Below are 13,794 nucleotides of genomic sequence, written 5' to 3'. Positions count from 1 at the left end.
GACGTTGGATTATTGTTTCACCTTGTCACTCAGGCGCGCGGTGCTAAGTAGAGCGTGGAGCTCGTTGGCGGGCAGCGGATGGCTCATATGAAATCCTTGCAGTTCGCTACAGCCGTCAGCCAGTAGCAGATTCAGTTGTTCGAGCGTTTCCACACCTTCGGCGGTACCGCGCATGCTCAAACCATGACCAAGGTCGATCAAGGCTTTGACGATGGAGTGGTTCTCAACCGAATGGGACATGCCCGCAACGAAACTGCCGTCGATCTTGATCATGTCGAACGGGTAGTTCCGTAGATTGCTCAGTGACGAGTAGCCGGTACCGAAGTCATCCATTGCAAGCCGCAAGCCGAGTGACTTCAACCGATTGAGCACATCCAACGTGCTCTCGTTTTCCTGCAGCAAAGCGGTCTCGGTGATCTCCAGCTGTATCGTCGCTGGCATCGCTGGCGGTGCCGCGATATTCCAGCAGCCTGTTGCCGTCACGGAACTTTCGCGCAGACAACCGGCAGTGGCGCTCTCATCCATCAGCGGCGTGATAGCTACAACGCAGCGGCACGCTATATTTGCCGCTTAGCCCGTCCTTCAACGCGGTTAGTCAGTGACCGAAGGGGCAGGCGGCCGATCCAGTCGACCGGCACGCCCGGTGGTTACCTGGAAGCGTGCAGACCGGTAGGTGAGCCGAGAACTTTGGTCCGGTTCCCTTTGTGAGGGAGCGAGCCGCTGACATTCAATCATCCTGTAAAGAGGATGTAATACTCGCCTAACGGAAGGTTTTTACGCCGCTATTGCAGTACTTTTCTGGATTCGTGGTCTACGGCTGGCACACCCAGCGGACGCGGCGCTAAGCCAAGGCTCTGATTATCGATCCCGAGCGTCCTGGGCGTCTGCTTCGGCGTTGCGCTGAGCAATACGCTGTTTTTGCTCGTCGGTCAGCGGAATCTTGCGCGCCCCGGCGCGCAACATCAGCAGGCCGCCGATTATGGTGCCAATGACGAGAGCTAGTAAAAGCCAGATGTACCAGGGCATGGACTTCTCCAGTAGCTTGATCTGTATGCTCACCACCTTACGCTGGGCAGCAGTACGAAGCCAGAGCGGTTCAACACGGCGTGGCGGGCGTGACTTGAGCGGCTCCGCTCGACAGTTGTTTTTCTGCGACAATGCGCGCCGAATTTTGCCGAGGACTCGCCATGCCCTGCCAGACGCCGATTATCGTTGCGCTCGATTTCCCCTCCCGTGATGCTGCGCTGGCCTTGGCCGGGCAACTGGATCCGGCGCTATGTCGCGTCAAGGTGGGCAAGGAACTGTTCACCCGCTGCGGTCCACCGGTGGTGGAAGCGTTGCAGGCTAAAGGGTTCGAGGTGTTTCTCGACCTGAAATTCCACGACATCCCCAATACCACGGCGATGGCCGTGAAGGCGGCTGCAGAACTGGGCGTGTGGATGGTGAACGTACATTGCTCGGGTGGCTTGCGGATGATGGTCACCTGCCGGGAAACATTGGACAAGCTGAGTGGGCAAAAGCCTCTGCTCATCGGCGTGACAGTGTTGACCAGCATGGAACAGGCGGACCTGGCTGATATCGGGTTGGATCTGCAACCTCAACAGCAGGTATTGCGGCTTGCGGGTCTGGCCGAAAAGGCTGGGCTGGATGGGCTGGTCTGCTCCGCTCAGGAGGCGCAACCACTGAAGGCGCAGTTCGCCGGACTGCAGCTGGTGACGCCGGGCATTCGTCCCGCCGGCAGCGCAGCGGATGATCAACGGCGGATTCTCACTCCGGCGCAGGCGATTCAGGCAGGTTCTGATTACTTGGTGATTGGCCGTCCAATCGCTCAGGCCGCCGATCCGGCTCAAGCGCTGGCAGCGGTCGTCGCGGAACTGGCGTGAATTACAAAGCCGGTCGCGATGGCTGCGACCGGCTCATTCACCATCCGCTTAGCTGACCTTCAGCACCAGCTTGCCGAAGTTACCGCCGGTGAACAGCTTCATCAGCGTCTCCGGGAAGGTTTCCAGCCCTTCGACGATGTCTTCCTTGCTCTTCAGCTCGCCGCTTTGCATCCAGCCCGCCATGTCTTTCATGGCTTCTGGATAGCGTGAGACGTAGTCCATCACCACCATGCCCTGCATCCTGCCGCGGTTGACCAGCAAGGACAGGTAATTGGCCGGTCCCTTGACCGCGTCCTTGTTGTTGTACTGGCTGATGGCGCCGCAGATGACGATGCGCGCGCCTACGGCAATGCGCGTCAGCACCGCGTCGAGGATGTCACCGCCCACATTGTCGAAGTAAACGTCGACGCCTTTCGGGCATTCACGCTTCAGGCCTGCTGCAACATCCTCGCTCTTGTAATCGATGGCGGCGTCGAATCCGAGCTCTTCGGTGAGGAAGCGGCACTTGTCGGCGCCACCGGCGATACCGACTACGCGACAGCCTTTGATTTTGGCGATCTGTCCCGCGACGCCGCCAACTGCGCCTGCTGCACCGGAAATCACCACGGTTTCACCGGATTTCGGCTCACCCACTGACAGCAGACCGAAATAGGCCGTCATGCCAGTCATGCCTAGCGCAGACAGGTAGCGAGGCAGTGGGGCCTGGTTCGGATCGACTTTATAGAAGCCCTTCGGTTCGCCGAGGAAATAGTCCTGCACGCCCAGCGCGCCATTGACGTAGTCGCCTTCGGCAAACCCAGGATGCTGGGAGGCGATGACCTTGCCCACGCCGAGCGCGCGCATCACCTCGCCAATGCCAACCGGTGGAATGTACGACTTGGCATCGTTCATCCAGCCGCGCATGGCTGGGTCAGGCGACAGGTACTCGTTCTTCACCAGTATCTGGTTCTGGCCGAGTTCACCCAGCGGTTTCTCCGCGTATTCAAAGGTTTCGCGGTTAGGTGCGCCAACCGGGCGCTTGGCCAGTAGGAACTGGCGATTGGTCTTGTCCATGGGAGCCTCTTGTGTGTGCAAACCCTTGGTTTAGCCTTCCTGAGGCAGCACCGCAAGTAAGGCGGTCACGCTGGAATGCATTGGCATCCGCGTGAGTGATATCGCCATCCTCTGCTTAATCGGAGTGAAGGATGGCGGTATAACCATGACCAGCGTTTGGCTTGTAGTCACATTCGGACTGGCGCCTTCTTTCAAATCGATCAGGGTATCTAGCATGAGCATGTGTTTTTCCGGTCAGGTTGCATTGGTTACCGGTGGTGCAGCGGGCATTGGCCGCGCAACGGCGTTGGCGTTCGCCGAGCAGGGGCTAAAGGTCGTGGTGGCTGATGTCGACGAGGCCGGTGGGGCAGCATGCGCTGAAGCGATTCGCCAGGCTGGCGGCGAGGCGGTGTTCGTGCGCTGTGACGTCACCCACGATGCTGAGGTCAAGGCGATGGTCGAGCAGGCGGTGTCGACCTATGGGCGCATCGACTATGCGTTCAACAATGCCGGGATCGAAATCGAACAGGGGCGCCTGGCCGAAGGCAGTGAAGCCGAGTTCGACGCCATCATGGGTGTGAACGTCAAAGGGGTCTGGCTGTGCATGAAACACCAGCTGCCGGTGATGCTCGCGCAGGGTGGCGGTGCCATCGTCAACACGGCCTCGGTGGCGGGCCTGGGGGCGGCTCCGAAAATGAGCATCTATTCGGCGACCAAGCATGCGGTCATCGGTCTGACCAAGTCGGCGGCGATCGAATACGCCAAGAAGAAGATCAGGGTCAACGCCGTCTGTCCGGCGGTGATCGATACCGACATGTTTCGTCGTGCTTATGAGGCAGACCCGCGTAAGGCCGAGTTTGCCGCAGCCATGCACCCAGTCGGTCGCGTAGGCAAGGTCGAGGAAATTGCTGCTGCCGTGCTCTACCTCTGCAGCGATGCCGCGGCCTTTACCACTGGCCACGCACTGGCGGTCGATGGCGGTGCCACGGCGATCTGATCGGAAAGGGTGATCAGGCCGATCGCTTGGGTGCGCTGACGATCAACAGCGTCAGCACACCGGCGACCAATCCCCACAGCGCGGAGCCGATGCCGAAAAGGGTCAGGCCCGACGCCGTCACCATGAAGGTAATCAGCGCCGCTTCGCGCTCACACGGTGTTTGCATGGCCTGGGTCAGGCCGCTGCCGATCGAGCCGAGCAGGGCGAGTGCCGCGATGGACAACACCAGCGCTGCCGGAAAGGATGCGAACAGGGCTGCCAGCGTGGCGCCGAAAATCCCGGCGATGCCATAGAAAACCCCGCACCAGACGGCTGCGGTATAGCGCCTCGCCGGGTCTGGGTGCGCTTCCGGGCCGCTGCAGATGGCCATGGTGATCGCGGCCAGATGGATGCCGTGGGAACCAAAGGGCGCCAGTAGCACCGAGGCAATGCCCGTCACCGAGATCAGTGGTGATGCGGGTACTTGATAACCCTCAGCTCGAAGCACAGCCAGGCCCGGCATGTTCTGGGAGGCCATGGCGATCACGAACAGCGGTATACCGATGCTGAAGATGGCGGCCAGCGACAAGCCCGGCGTGGTCCAGACCGGCGCCGCAGCTTCCAGGCTCAGCTCACTGAAATTCAGCAGACCCATCACTCCCGACAGACCGCAGCCAATCAGCAACGCTGAAAGTACTGCATAGCGGGGTTGAAAGCGCTTGGCGAGCAGGTAACTGAAGAACATGCCCAACACCAACACTGGCTGGACTTCAACCGCGCGAAAAATCTCGCTGCCAATGTTGAACAGGACGCCCGCCAGCAACGCGGCTGCCAGCGATGCGGGCACCTTGCGCATCAACCGCTCGAAACTGCCGGTGAGTCCGCAGAGCGCAATCAATGCTGAGGCGAAGATGAAGGCACCGATCGCTTCGCCGTACGGAACGCCAGGCAGGCTGCTGATCAGCAGCGCGGCGCCCGGGGTCGACCAGGCGATCACCACCGGCGTTCGGTAGCGCAACGACAATCCGATGCTGCAGATCGCCATGCCGATCGACAGTGCCCAGATCCAGGAGGAGATCTGGGCGCTGCTGAGCCCGGCAGCCTGGCCGGCCTGGAACATCAGCACCAGCGAGCTGGTATAGCCGGTGAGCATGGCGATGAAGCCAGCCACGACGGTAGAGGCCGAGCTGTCCTTGAATAGACGGTAAGGTTGAGCGGCGGTGGCGGTCATCGTCGGCTTCGGGTCCGGTTCGGAAATGGATACACAGGAATTGCAGAAGGCTCACGAGTGAACTGGTGTCCTGCTTCAACAGGCGTCTTCCAGCGGTATGACGACAGGCTAGGGCGTCACGCGCTTCGCGTCGCGGTACAGCCAATGGCGCGATCAGCGTAACAGTCACCAGCACTCCTCAACGCCGTTCGTCTCCCATGCCGAGAGGCACTGTGATGGCCGTGCTGACACTGGCACCGATGTTGCTATTACTCCTATGCCTGCTGCGAGGCGTCAAAAAAACCGCAGCTGTTGGAGGAATGATGAGTCAGGGTATCGAATTCAATCGCTTGATGCTGGAAATGCGGGCCATGCAGACCGATGCAATGGCGCGCTCCAAGCCCGTGACGGCGGCCCCAGAGGTGGGCGCTCCGAGCTTTTCCGACATGCTCGGCCAAGCCGTCAATAAAGTGAACGAAACCCAGCAGGCATCGAATCAGTTGGCTACTGCCTTCGAGATGGGCCAGGGCGGCATCGACCTGACTGAAGTCATGATCGCCTCCCAGAAAGCCAGCGTCTCCTTTCAGGCGATGACCCAGGTGCGCAACAAGCTGGTTCAGGCGTACCAAGACATCATGCAGATGCCGGTTTAAGGCAGGATTTTGAACAATGGCTGACGCGCTTAGCAAAGTTCCAGTGCCGGTTGCTTCGGAAGTCCCGAAGAAGCCTCTGCTGGGCTTGTCCTTTCTGGAAAACCTTTCCGAAATGTCGATGCTGCGGCAGATCGGGCTGCTGGTCGGTCTGGCGGCGAGCGTCGCCATCGGCTTTGCCGTGGTGCTTTGGTCACAGCAACCGGATTATCGCCCACTGCTGGGCAGCCTTGCCGGAATGGACGCCAACCAGGTGATGGAAACCTTGGCCGCCGCCGACATTTCCTACACGGTGGAGCCCAACTCCGGCGCCCTGTTGGTCAAGGCCGACGACCTGGCCCGTGCGCGGTTGAAGCTGGCCAGCGCCGGCATCGCTCAGACCGACGGCAATATCGGTTTCGAGATTCTCGATAAAGAACAAGGCCTCGGCACCAGTCAGTTCATGGAAGCCACCCGCTACCGCCGGGGGCTCGAAGGTGAGCTGGGCCGTACCATTTCCAGCTTGAACAACGTCAAGGGCGCGCGCGTCCACTTGGCCATTCCTAAGAGTTCGGTGTTCGTCCGCGACGAGCGCAAACCGAGCGCATCGGTTCTGGTTGAGCTCTATCCGGGACGCAATCTCGAGCCAAGTCAGGTGATGGCGATCATCAACCTGGTCGCGACCAGCGTGCCGGAACTCACCAAATCACAAATTACCGTGGTCGATCAGAAGGGCAACCTGCTGTCCGATCAGCAGGAACTCACCGAGCTGAGCATGGCCGGCAAGCAGTTCGACTACAGCCGCCGCATGGAGAGCCTCTACACCCAGCGCGTACATAACATCCTGCAGCCGGTGCTGGGCAGCGGTCGCTACAAGGCCGAAGTGTCTGCCGATGTGGATTTCAGCGCGGTTGAGTCCACCTCCGAGACATTTAACCCGGATCAACCGGCCCTGCGCAGTGAGCAGAGCGTTAGCGAGCAGCGTCAGAGCAGCCTCGGCCCGCAGGGCGTACCGGGCGCGCTGAGCAATCAGCCACCGGGACCTGCTGCTGCGCCCGAGAATGCTGTTGCCGGGCAGGCCGGCGCAGCGGGTGCCATCGCTTCCGGCCAGCCGCTATTGGATGCCAACGGTCAGCAGGTCATGGACCCGGCAACCGGCCAACCGATGTTGGCGCCGTATCCGGCAGACAAGCGCGAACAGGCGACCCGCAACTACGAGCTGGACCGTTCGATCAGTTACACCAAGCAGCAGCAGGGGCGCCTGCGCCGCCTGTCGGTTGCCGTGGTGCTCGACGACCAGACGACGGTTGCAGCTGACGGAACCACGACTCGGGTACCGCGGACCGCCGAAGAACTGGCGCGCTTTACCCGGCTGGTTCAGGATGCTGTTGGTTTCGACGCGAGCCGTGGTGACAGCGTCAGCGTGATCAATGCCCCGTTCGCTGCTGATTCGCTCGACGAGACGTTCATCGAGATTCCGTTCTATTCGCAGCCGTGGTTCTGGGACATCGTCAAGCAAGTGCTCGGCGTCCTGTTCATCCTGGTGTTGGTGTTCGGCGTGCTCAGGCCCGTGCTGAACAACCTGACCAACGCCGGCAAAAGCAAGGAACTGCAAACGGTGGGTGGCGATGCCGAACTTGGTGACATGGAAGGCATAGACGGTGCGCTTTCGAGCGACCGCGTCAGCCTGAGCGGGCCGCAGAGCATCATGCTGCCGAGCCCGACCGAGGGATACGATGCGCAATTGAATGCCATCAAGAATCTGGTAGCAGAGGACCCGGGCCGGGTGGCTCAGGTTGTCAAAGAGTGGATCAACGCAGATGAGTGATGCTCGAAATCCCGTCAAGCTGAACAAGGTCGACAAAGCTGCGGTCCTGCTGCTCTCGCTGGGCGAGGCCGATGCCGCACAGGTGCTGCGTCACCTCGGGCCGAAGGAAGTGCAGAAGGTCGGCACGGCAATGGCGCAATTGCGCAACGTGCAGAAAAACCAGATTGAGCAGGTGATGGGCGAGTTCGTCGAGATTGTTGGCGACCAGACCAGCCTCGGGGTCGGCTCGGACGGCTATATCCGCAAGATGCTTACCCAGGCGCTGGGCGAGGATAAAGCCGGTGGCTTGATCGACCGCATTCTGCTCGGCGGCAACACCAGTGGCTTGGACAGCCTCAAGTGGATGGAGCCACGCGCGGTCGCTGACGTGATCCGCTATGAGCACCCGCAGATCCAGGCAATCGTCGTCGCCTATCTGGACCCCGACCAGGCGGGTGAGGTGCTATCGCACTTCGACCACAAGGTACGGCTCGACATCGTGCTGCGCGTGTCGTCGCTCAACACCGTGCAGCCGGCGGCGCTGAAGGAGTTGAACCTGATCCTGGAGAAACAGTTCTCCGGCAACGCCAACACCACGCGGGCGACACTGGGCGGCGTCAAGCGCGCGGCGGATATCATGAACTACCTCGACAGCTCGGTCGAAGGCCAGTTGATGGACGCCATTCGCGATGTGGACGAGGACCTCTCGTCGCAGATCGAGGACCTGATGTTCGTCTTCGACAACCTCGCCGATGTCGACGATCGGGGCATCCAGGTGCTGTTGCGTGAAGTATCCTCGGACGTGCTGGTGCTGGCGCTCAAGGGAGCCGACGACGCCATCAAGGAAAAGATCTTCAAGAACATGTCCAAACGTGCCGGCGAATTGCTGCGTGACGACCTGGAAGCCAAAGGGCCGGTGCGTGTCAGCGAAGTCGAAGGCGCCCAGAAAGAAATCCTCACCATTGCCCGTCGCATGGCCGAAGCCGGAGAAATCGTGCTCGGTGGCAAGGGCGGCGAAGAAATGCTCTAGGTCTAAGCGAGCCGTATGTCCAAGGAAAACCCCAGCGACGTAATCCGCGCGAAAGACGTCAACGTTTTTGATCGCTGGGCTTTGCCGAGCTTCGACCCACTGGGTGCCGAGCCGGAAGAACCCGAGAACGGCGGGGAGCCAGTCGAAGACGAGGACGTGTCACGCAGCGAAGACGTGCCTGTCGAAGAAGTCAAACCGCTGACGCTCGACGAGCTCGAGGCCATTCGACAGGAGGCCTACAACGAAGGTTTCAGTACCGGTGAGAAGGACGGGTTTCACGCCGGTCAGCTCAAAGCCAAGCAGGAGGCCGAGGCAGCGCTTTCGCCCAGGCTGGATAGCTTGGAAAAGCTGATGACTCAGCTGCTCGAACCCATCGCCGACCAGGATCGCAACCTTGAACACGCCATGGTCACGCTGGTCAGTCAGCTGGCCCGCGAAGTGATTCAACGCGACCTGCTGATCGATTCCAGCCAGATCCGCCAAGTGCTGCGCGAAGCACTCAAATTGCTGCCGATGGGCGCCAGCAACGTGCGCATCTACATCAACCCGCAAGATTTCGATCTGGTCAAAGCGCTGCGCGAGCGCCACGAAGAGACCTGGAAAATCGTAGAAGACAGTGCTCTGCTGCCCGGCGGCTGCCGCATCGAAACCGAGCAAAGCCGCATCGACGCCAGCGTCGAGACCCGCCTGGGGCAGGCTATCAAGCAGTTGTTCGAACAGCAGCGCGAGAACGCCACCAGCCCACCGGAGGCCGACTTGCACCTGAATCTGGAACCAGGCATGAAAACCCCCGATGCGTCTTGAACGCACCAGTTTCGCCAAGCGCTTCGAAACCTACGGCGAGGCGATCAAGCTTCCCAGCCAACCGATCCTGGAGGGTCGGTTGTTGCGTATGGTCGGGCTGACGCTGGAAGCCGAAGGCTTGCGCGCGGCTGTTGGCAGTCGCTGCCTGGTGATCAACGAGGACAGCTACCATCCGACTCAGGTCGAAGCGGAGGTCATGGGCTTTTCCGGCGGCAAACTCTACCTGATGCCGGTCGGCAGCCTCGCTGGCATTGCACCGGGGGCCCGCGTTGTGCCGCTGGCCAACACCGGGCGCCTGCCGATGGGCACCTCAATGCTTGGCCGCGTGCTGGACGGAGCCGGGCGTGCATTGGATGGAAAGGGTGGGATGAAGGCCGAAGACTGGGTGCCGATGGACGGCCCGGTGATCAACCCGCTCAAACGTCACCCGATCAGCGTGCCGCTGGACGTGGGTATCCGCAGTATCAATGGCCTGCTCACCGTGGGCCGTGGCCAGCGTCTTGGTCTTTTCGCCGGCACCGGCGTGGGTAAATCGGTCCTGCTCGGCATGATGACGCGCTTTACTGAGGCCGACATCATCGTCGTCGGGCTCATCGGCGAGCGTGGTCGGGAAGTGAAGGAATTCATCGAGAACATTCTCACCGAAGAGAGCATCAAGCGTTCGGTGGTGGTGGCTTCACCGGCGGACGATGCGCCCTTGATGCGCCTGCGCGCCGCCATGTACTGCACGCGCATCGCCGAGTATTTCCGCGACAAAGGCAAGAACGTGCTGTTGTTGATGGACTCGCTGACCCGCTTCGCCCAGGCCCAGCGCGAGATTGCCCTGGCCATCGGTGAGCCGCCCGCGACCAAGGGCTACCCGCCGTCGGTGTTTGCTAAGCTGCCGAGCCTGGTCGAGCGCGCCGGCAACGCGGAAGAGGGTGGTGGCTCGATCACGGCGTTCTATACCGTCTTGTCCGAGGGTGACGACCAGCAAGACCCGATCGCCGATGCGGCGCGCGGTGTGCTCGACGGCCATTTTGTGCTTTCTCGCCGCTTGGCTGAGGAGGGGCATTACCCCGCCATCGACATCGAGGCCTCGATCAGTCGGGTCATGCCGCAGGTGGTCAGCGCCGAGCATATGCGCAATGCCCAGCGCTTCAAGCAACTCTGGTCGCGGTTTCAGCAAAGCCGCGATCTGATCAGCGTCGGCGCCTATGTGCCTGGTGGTGATCCGGAAACCGACCTCGCCATCGCTCGGCAGGCAGAGATGGTTCGCTACCTTCGGCAGAGCCTGAACGAGGCCGAGCACCTGGCCCAGAGCGAAGCGCTGCTGGCCAGCGTATTCAATCCCAAGGCAGCAGGCTAAACCTTGCCGGCCAGCCGAGCGGCGCGCCTGGCGCCGGTGATCGATATGGCCGAGCGTGCCGAGCGAGAGGCTGCGAAGCTGTTTGGACAAGGCCAGACTCAAGTCGCACAGGCCGAAGCCAAACTGGGCGAGTTACGGCAATACTTTGCCGATTACCAGCAGCAGTGGATGGCGCAAGGCAGCCAAGGCGTGTCCGGCCAATGGCTGATGAACTACCAGCGTTTTCTCTCTCAGCTCGAGTCGGCTATCGGACAACAGCAGCGCAGCCTGGATTGGCACCGCAACAACCTCGACAAGCTGCGCGAGCAATGGCAGCAGCGGCGAGCGCGGCTCGACGGTCTGCGTAAACTGGTCGAACGCTACCTGCAGGAGGCGAGGACCGCAGCGGACAAGCGAGAGCAAAAGCTGCTGGACGAGTTTTCCCAGCGACTGTCCAGCCGGCCCAAACCCGATTGAAGCTTGCTGTGCCGGACTTTGGGTGCTAAATCTTCATCAGCTTCTTTACAACAGTGCGGCTTGAACTGAAGCTGCAGTCGCTGGACGAGGCGCCAATCGGCGGGCCGGCACCAACCCAGCAATAACGACAGCCGTGGCCAAAGGTCACGACCTCGTTCGAAACAGGAGTGCTAGATGACCATCAGTTCACAGCTATCGGCAGATGGACAGGAGCTGACCATTACGATTCAGGGGCGCTTCGATTTCAACACCCATCAGGCCTTTCGGGACGCCTATCAGAATGTCGGGTGCTCGCCCCGACGCTATGTGGTCGACCTCGATGGCGCGACCTATCTCGACAGCTCTGCTCTGGGCATGTTGCTCTTGCTGCGTGATCACGGCGGCAGTGAAAAAGCCGATATTCGTCTGGTCAACTGCAACCCTGATGTGCGCAAAGTTCTTGCGGTTTCCAACTTCGAACAATTGTTCGCAATAGCCTGATGCCTGGTCGGCTCTCCATACTCATTGCCGAGGATGGTGCGGCCGACCGCATGCTGTTGGCGGCCATCGTTCGACGTCAGGGCCATCGAGTGATCACGGCGGCCAATGGCGCCGAGGCGATCAGCCTGTTCGAACGTGAGCGTCCGCAGCTGGTGTTGATGGATGCGTTGATGCCGGTGATGGACGGCTTCGAAGCGGCACAACGGATCAAGCAGCTGGTTGGCAATGAACTGGTGCCCATCATCTTTCTGACTTCGCTGACCGAGAACGAAGCGCTGGTTCGCTGTCTTGAGGCGGGCGGCGATGACTTTATCGCCAAGCCCTACAACCCGATCATTCTGGAAGCGAAGATCCAGGCCATGCACCGCTTACGGCGATTGCAGGCGACTGTGCTGGAGCAGCGCGATCTCATCGGGCGGCGCAACCAGCAATTGCTCGACGAGCAACGGGCGGCCAAGGCCATTTTCGACAAGGTCGCGCACGCCGGTTGCCTGAACGCCCCTAACATTCGCTACCGGCAGTCTCCTCGAGCCCTATTCAATGGCGATCTTTTGCTGGCTGCTCAGGCGCCTGCCGGCAGGATGTTCGTGCTGCTCGGCGACTTCACCGGCCATGGTCTGCCGGCCGCGGTAGGCGCCATGCCGCTGGCTGAAACCTTTTACGGGATGACGGCCAAGGGCTATTCGAGCAACCAGATCCTTCGCGACATCAACGCTAAGTTGAAGCTGATCCTGCCGGTCGAAATGTTTTGCTGCGCGACCTTTCTCGATATCAACCTCGAGCAGGGGATCCTGCGTGTATGGAACGGTGGTTTACCCGACGGTTACTTACTCAAGGCGGACGGCGATTGGTTGCCTTTGCGGTCCAGACACCTGCCGTTGGGCGTGCGTGAAGCCTCATCATTTGATGACAGCTTCGAGACGCTCCCCTTAGCGATGGGTGATCGCTTGTTGCTGTTGTCAGACGGGTTGTTGGAGAGCCGCAACGCTGACGATCAGCTGTTTGGCGAACAGCGATTGCTTGCGTTGATTGAGGCCACCCGCAATCTGGCGACGCTGTTCGACGACATTCAGGAGGCGCTTCGGGCCTTTCATGGTCAAATACTTGACGACCTGAGCCTCGTCGAAGTGAGCATGTTGTCCGAGTCTGAGGAGGCTGCACCTCACCTTTCCCATGTCTATCCGCTGGGAAGCCGGGAATTGCGTCCGCGGGACTGGACGACCTGCTTCGAGCTGCGGCCCGACAGCCTGCGCACGGCCGACCCTTTGCCAATGACGATGCAGCTGCTGCTGCAGATTTCACCATTACGCTACCGGGTAGGGACTATTTTTACAGTGTTGAGCGAGCTTTATTCCAATGCCATAGAGCATGGGGTGCTGTTGCTCGATTCTTCGATCAAGCGCGATGCAGAAGGCTTCGCCAGCTATTACCGGGAGCGACAGCGACGCCTTGAATCACTTGAGGAAGGCTTCGTGTCCATCGAGTTGACCGTCAAGTCTGAAGGGGGCAGCGGATATCTGCGCATCACTGTCCGCGACAGCGGTCCGGGCTTCGATGTGCAGCGTGCGTTGAATCAACAGTACTGCAGCGAGCACCTGGGTGGGCGAGGCCTGCGTATGATTCGCCAGCTAAGTGAGCGCTTTTATTGGCAGCCCGAAGGCAAGGTGCTCAACGTGGAGTTTCACTGGGTCGGTCATGCATAATCCGCCGTTTACAGCCAGGAGCATCTCCGTGGCCGAACATCTCGACAACAGCGTGCTGGGAACCCTTCAGGAAGTGATGGATGCGGAGTACCCGGTGCTGCTGGATACTTTTCTCGTCGATTCGGAAGAGCGACTGCGCCTGTTGCAGGCGGCCTGCCGGAGCGGCCAAGCAGAGAGCCTGCGCCAGGCTGCGCACAGCTTCAAAGGGAGCTGCAGCAATATGGGCGCCGCGCTGCTGGCAGAACTTTGTCGCGAGATGGAGGAAACCGCCAGGCGCGATCAGCTCGACGAGGCGCCAGCGCTGATCGAGCGCATCGAGCGCGAATTTGCCATTGTGCGCATTCTCTATCGGGCCGAACGCCAGCGTTGGAGCGGACCTGCCTAATCAGCGCCTGTACCCGCAGATTTCGTTGCGGGTCGCTACGTTGCCTTTGAT

Annotated in this window: 15 protein-coding genes and 1 pseudogene; 11 read left to right on the top strand and 5 right to left on the bottom strand. The window is 60.6% G+C overall.

All coding sequences use genetic code 11. The annotated features are described in order from the left end of the window. Positions 1-9: 9 nt before the first annotated feature. Both AAGW23_RS08020 and AAGW23_RS08015 read right to left on the bottom strand, forming a co-directional pair. Positions 10-429, bottom strand: a pseudogene (locus AAGW23_RS08020) (EAL domain-containing protein); the annotation flags it as partial. Between the two features lie 429 nt (positions 430-858). Then, on the bottom strand, positions 859-1,026 hold the full coding sequence (locus tag AAGW23_RS08015) for a DUF2897 family protein (protein ID WP_064503180.1): 168 nt from the start codon (positions 1,024-1,026) through the stop codon (positions 859-861). A gap of 161 nt (positions 1,027-1,187) precedes the next feature. Between AAGW23_RS08015 and pyrF the strand changes: the two genes are divergently transcribed. Beyond that, positions 1,188-1,883, top strand: a complete 696-nt coding sequence (gene pyrF / locus AAGW23_RS08010) for an orotidine-5'-phosphate decarboxylase (protein WP_342405927.1) — start codon at positions 1,188-1,190, stop codon at positions 1,881-1,883. 48 nt (positions 1,884-1,931) lie between these two features. On the opposite strand, the gene AAGW23_RS08005 is transcribed toward pyrF, so the two are convergent. Both AAGW23_RS08005 and AAGW23_RS08000 read right to left on the bottom strand, forming a co-directional pair. Beyond that, positions 1,932-2,936: an NADP-dependent oxidoreductase gene (locus tag AAGW23_RS08005; RefSeq protein ID WP_342405926.1), complete on the bottom strand. Its 1,005-nt coding sequence runs from the start codon at positions 2,934-2,936 to the stop codon at positions 1,932-1,934. Positions 2,937-2,966: 30 nt separating this feature from the next. Then, the gene (locus AAGW23_RS08000; protein WP_342405925.1) at positions 2,967-3,158 is read right to left on the bottom strand and encodes a hypothetical protein; all 192 of its coding nucleotides are present in this window, start codon (positions 3,156-3,158) and stop codon (positions 2,967-2,969) included. Between AAGW23_RS08000 and AAGW23_RS07995 the strand changes: the two genes are divergently transcribed. Continuing rightward, complete coding sequence (locus AAGW23_RS07995; protein WP_342405924.1) at positions 3,151-3,912, top strand: SDR family oxidoreductase; 762 nt, start codon at positions 3,151-3,153, stop codon at positions 3,910-3,912. The genes AAGW23_RS08000 and AAGW23_RS07995 overlap by 8 nt on opposite strands. 13 nt (positions 3,913-3,925) lie before the next feature. Here AAGW23_RS07995 and AAGW23_RS07990 read toward each other — a convergent pair whose 3' ends face one another. After that, a complete protein-coding gene (locus tag AAGW23_RS07990) occupies positions 3,926-5,122 on the bottom strand; it encodes a benzoate/H(+) symporter BenE family transporter (RefSeq protein WP_342405923.1) in 1,197 nt (398 codons plus the stop codon). 302 nt (positions 5,123-5,424) lie between these two features. Between AAGW23_RS07990 and fliE the strand changes: the two genes are divergently transcribed. The 9 genes from fliE (at position 5,425) to AAGW23_RS07945 (ending at position 13,743) form a co-directional block, all read left to right on the top strand. Then, positions 5,425-5,754, top strand: a complete 330-nt coding sequence (fliE, locus tag AAGW23_RS07985; protein ID WP_073301514.1) for a flagellar hook-basal body complex protein FliE — start codon at positions 5,425-5,427, stop codon at positions 5,752-5,754. 16 nt (positions 5,755-5,770) lie between these two features. Continuing rightward, positions 5,771-7,558, top strand: a complete 1,788-nt coding sequence (gene fliF, locus AAGW23_RS07980) for a flagellar basal-body MS-ring/collar protein FliF (protein WP_342405921.1) — start codon at positions 5,771-5,773, stop codon at positions 7,556-7,558. Further along, positions 7,551-8,567, top strand: coding sequence for a flagellar motor switch protein FliG (gene fliG, locus AAGW23_RS07975; RefSeq protein ID WP_102836049.1), 1,017 nt, complete (start codon positions 7,551-7,553; stop codon positions 8,565-8,567). The genes fliF and fliG overlap by 8 nt, the downstream gene beginning before the upstream one ends. A 15-nt stretch (positions 8,568-8,582) precedes the next feature. Further along, positions 8,583-9,371, top strand: a complete 789-nt coding sequence (gene fliH, locus AAGW23_RS07970; RefSeq protein WP_342405920.1) for a flagellar assembly protein FliH — start codon at positions 8,583-8,585, stop codon at positions 9,369-9,371. Continuing rightward, a complete protein-coding gene (fliI, locus tag AAGW23_RS07965) occupies positions 9,361-10,719 on the top strand; it encodes a flagellar protein export ATPase FliI (protein WP_342405919.1) in 1,359 nt (452 codons plus the stop codon). Before fliH ends, fliI begins: the two co-directional genes overlap by 11 nt. A 3-nt stretch (positions 10,720-10,722) precedes the next feature. Next, a complete protein-coding gene (gene fliJ / locus AAGW23_RS07960) occupies positions 10,723-11,175 on the top strand; it encodes a flagellar export protein FliJ (RefSeq protein WP_102836052.1) in 453 nt (150 codons plus the stop codon). A 174-nt stretch (positions 11,176-11,349) separates the two neighbouring features. Further along, positions 11,350-11,655, top strand: a complete 306-nt coding sequence (locus tag AAGW23_RS07955) for an STAS domain-containing protein (protein WP_342405918.1) — start codon at positions 11,350-11,352, stop codon at positions 11,653-11,655. After that, positions 11,655-13,358, top strand: a complete 1,704-nt coding sequence (locus tag AAGW23_RS07950) for a fused response regulator/phosphatase (protein WP_342405917.1) — start codon at positions 11,655-11,657, stop codon at positions 13,356-13,358. The genes AAGW23_RS07955 and AAGW23_RS07950 overlap by 1 nt, the downstream gene beginning before the upstream one ends. A gap of 76 nt (positions 13,359-13,434) precedes the next feature. Further along, on the top strand, positions 13,435-13,743 hold the full coding sequence (locus AAGW23_RS07945; protein ID WP_425540817.1) for an Hpt domain-containing protein: 309 nt from the start codon (positions 13,435-13,437) through the stop codon (positions 13,741-13,743). Positions 13,744-13,794: the final 51 nt, after the last annotated feature.

Origin of the sequence: Stutzerimonas chloritidismutans, assembly GCF_038562055.1 — a bacterium.
Classification (GTDB): domain Bacteria; phylum Pseudomonadota; class Gammaproteobacteria; order Pseudomonadales; family Pseudomonadaceae; genus Stutzerimonas; species Stutzerimonas chloritidismutans_A.
The sequence above is the reverse complement of the archived record's forward strand: the minus strand, read 5'-3'. Positions and strand labels throughout refer to the sequence as shown.

Bases quoted from the DNA above. Each gene is read 5' to 3' on its own strand.
- AAGW23_RS08015 (WP_064503180.1), bottom strand. From the start codon at position 1,026: ATGCCCTGGTACATCTGGCTTTTACTAGCTCTCGTCATTGGCACCATA.
- pyrF (WP_342405927.1), top strand. From the start codon at position 1,188: ATGCCCTGCCAGACGCCGATTATCGTTGCGCTCGATTTCCCCTCCCGT.
- AAGW23_RS08005 (WP_342405926.1), bottom strand. From the start codon at position 2,936: ATGGACAAGACCAATCGCCAGTTCCTACTGGCCAAGCGCCCGGTTGGC.
- AAGW23_RS07995 (WP_342405924.1), top strand. From the start codon at position 3,151: ATGAGCATGTGTTTTTCCGGTCAGGTTGCATTGGTTACCGGTGGTGCA.
- AAGW23_RS08000 (WP_342405925.1), bottom strand. From the start codon at position 3,158: ATGCTCATGCTAGATACCCTGATCGATTTGAAAGAAGGCGCCAGTCCG.
- AAGW23_RS07990 (WP_342405923.1), bottom strand. From the start codon at position 5,122: ATGACCGCCACCGCCGCTCAACCTTACCGTCTATTCAAGGACAGCTCG.
- fliE (WP_073301514.1), top strand. From the start codon at position 5,425: ATGAGTCAGGGTATCGAATTCAATCGCTTGATGCTGGAAATGCGGGCC.
- fliF (WP_342405921.1), top strand. From the start codon at position 5,771: ATGGCTGACGCGCTTAGCAAAGTTCCAGTGCCGGTTGCTTCGGAAGTC.
- fliG (WP_102836049.1), top strand. From the start codon at position 7,551: ATGAGTGATGCTCGAAATCCCGTCAAGCTGAACAAGGTCGACAAAGCT.
- fliH (WP_342405920.1), top strand. From the start codon at position 8,583: ATGTCCAAGGAAAACCCCAGCGACGTAATCCGCGCGAAAGACGTCAAC.
- fliI (WP_342405919.1), top strand. From the start codon at position 9,361: ATGCGTCTTGAACGCACCAGTTTCGCCAAGCGCTTCGAAACCTACGGC.
- AAGW23_RS07955 (WP_342405918.1), top strand. From the start codon at position 11,350: ATGACCATCAGTTCACAGCTATCGGCAGATGGACAGGAGCTGACCATT.
- AAGW23_RS07950 (WP_342405917.1), top strand. From the start codon at position 11,655: ATGCCTGGTCGGCTCTCCATACTCATTGCCGAGGATGGTGCGGCCGAC.
- AAGW23_RS07945 (WP_425540817.1), top strand. From the start codon at position 13,435: ATGGATGCGGAGTACCCGGTGCTGCTGGATACTTTTCTCGTCGATTCG.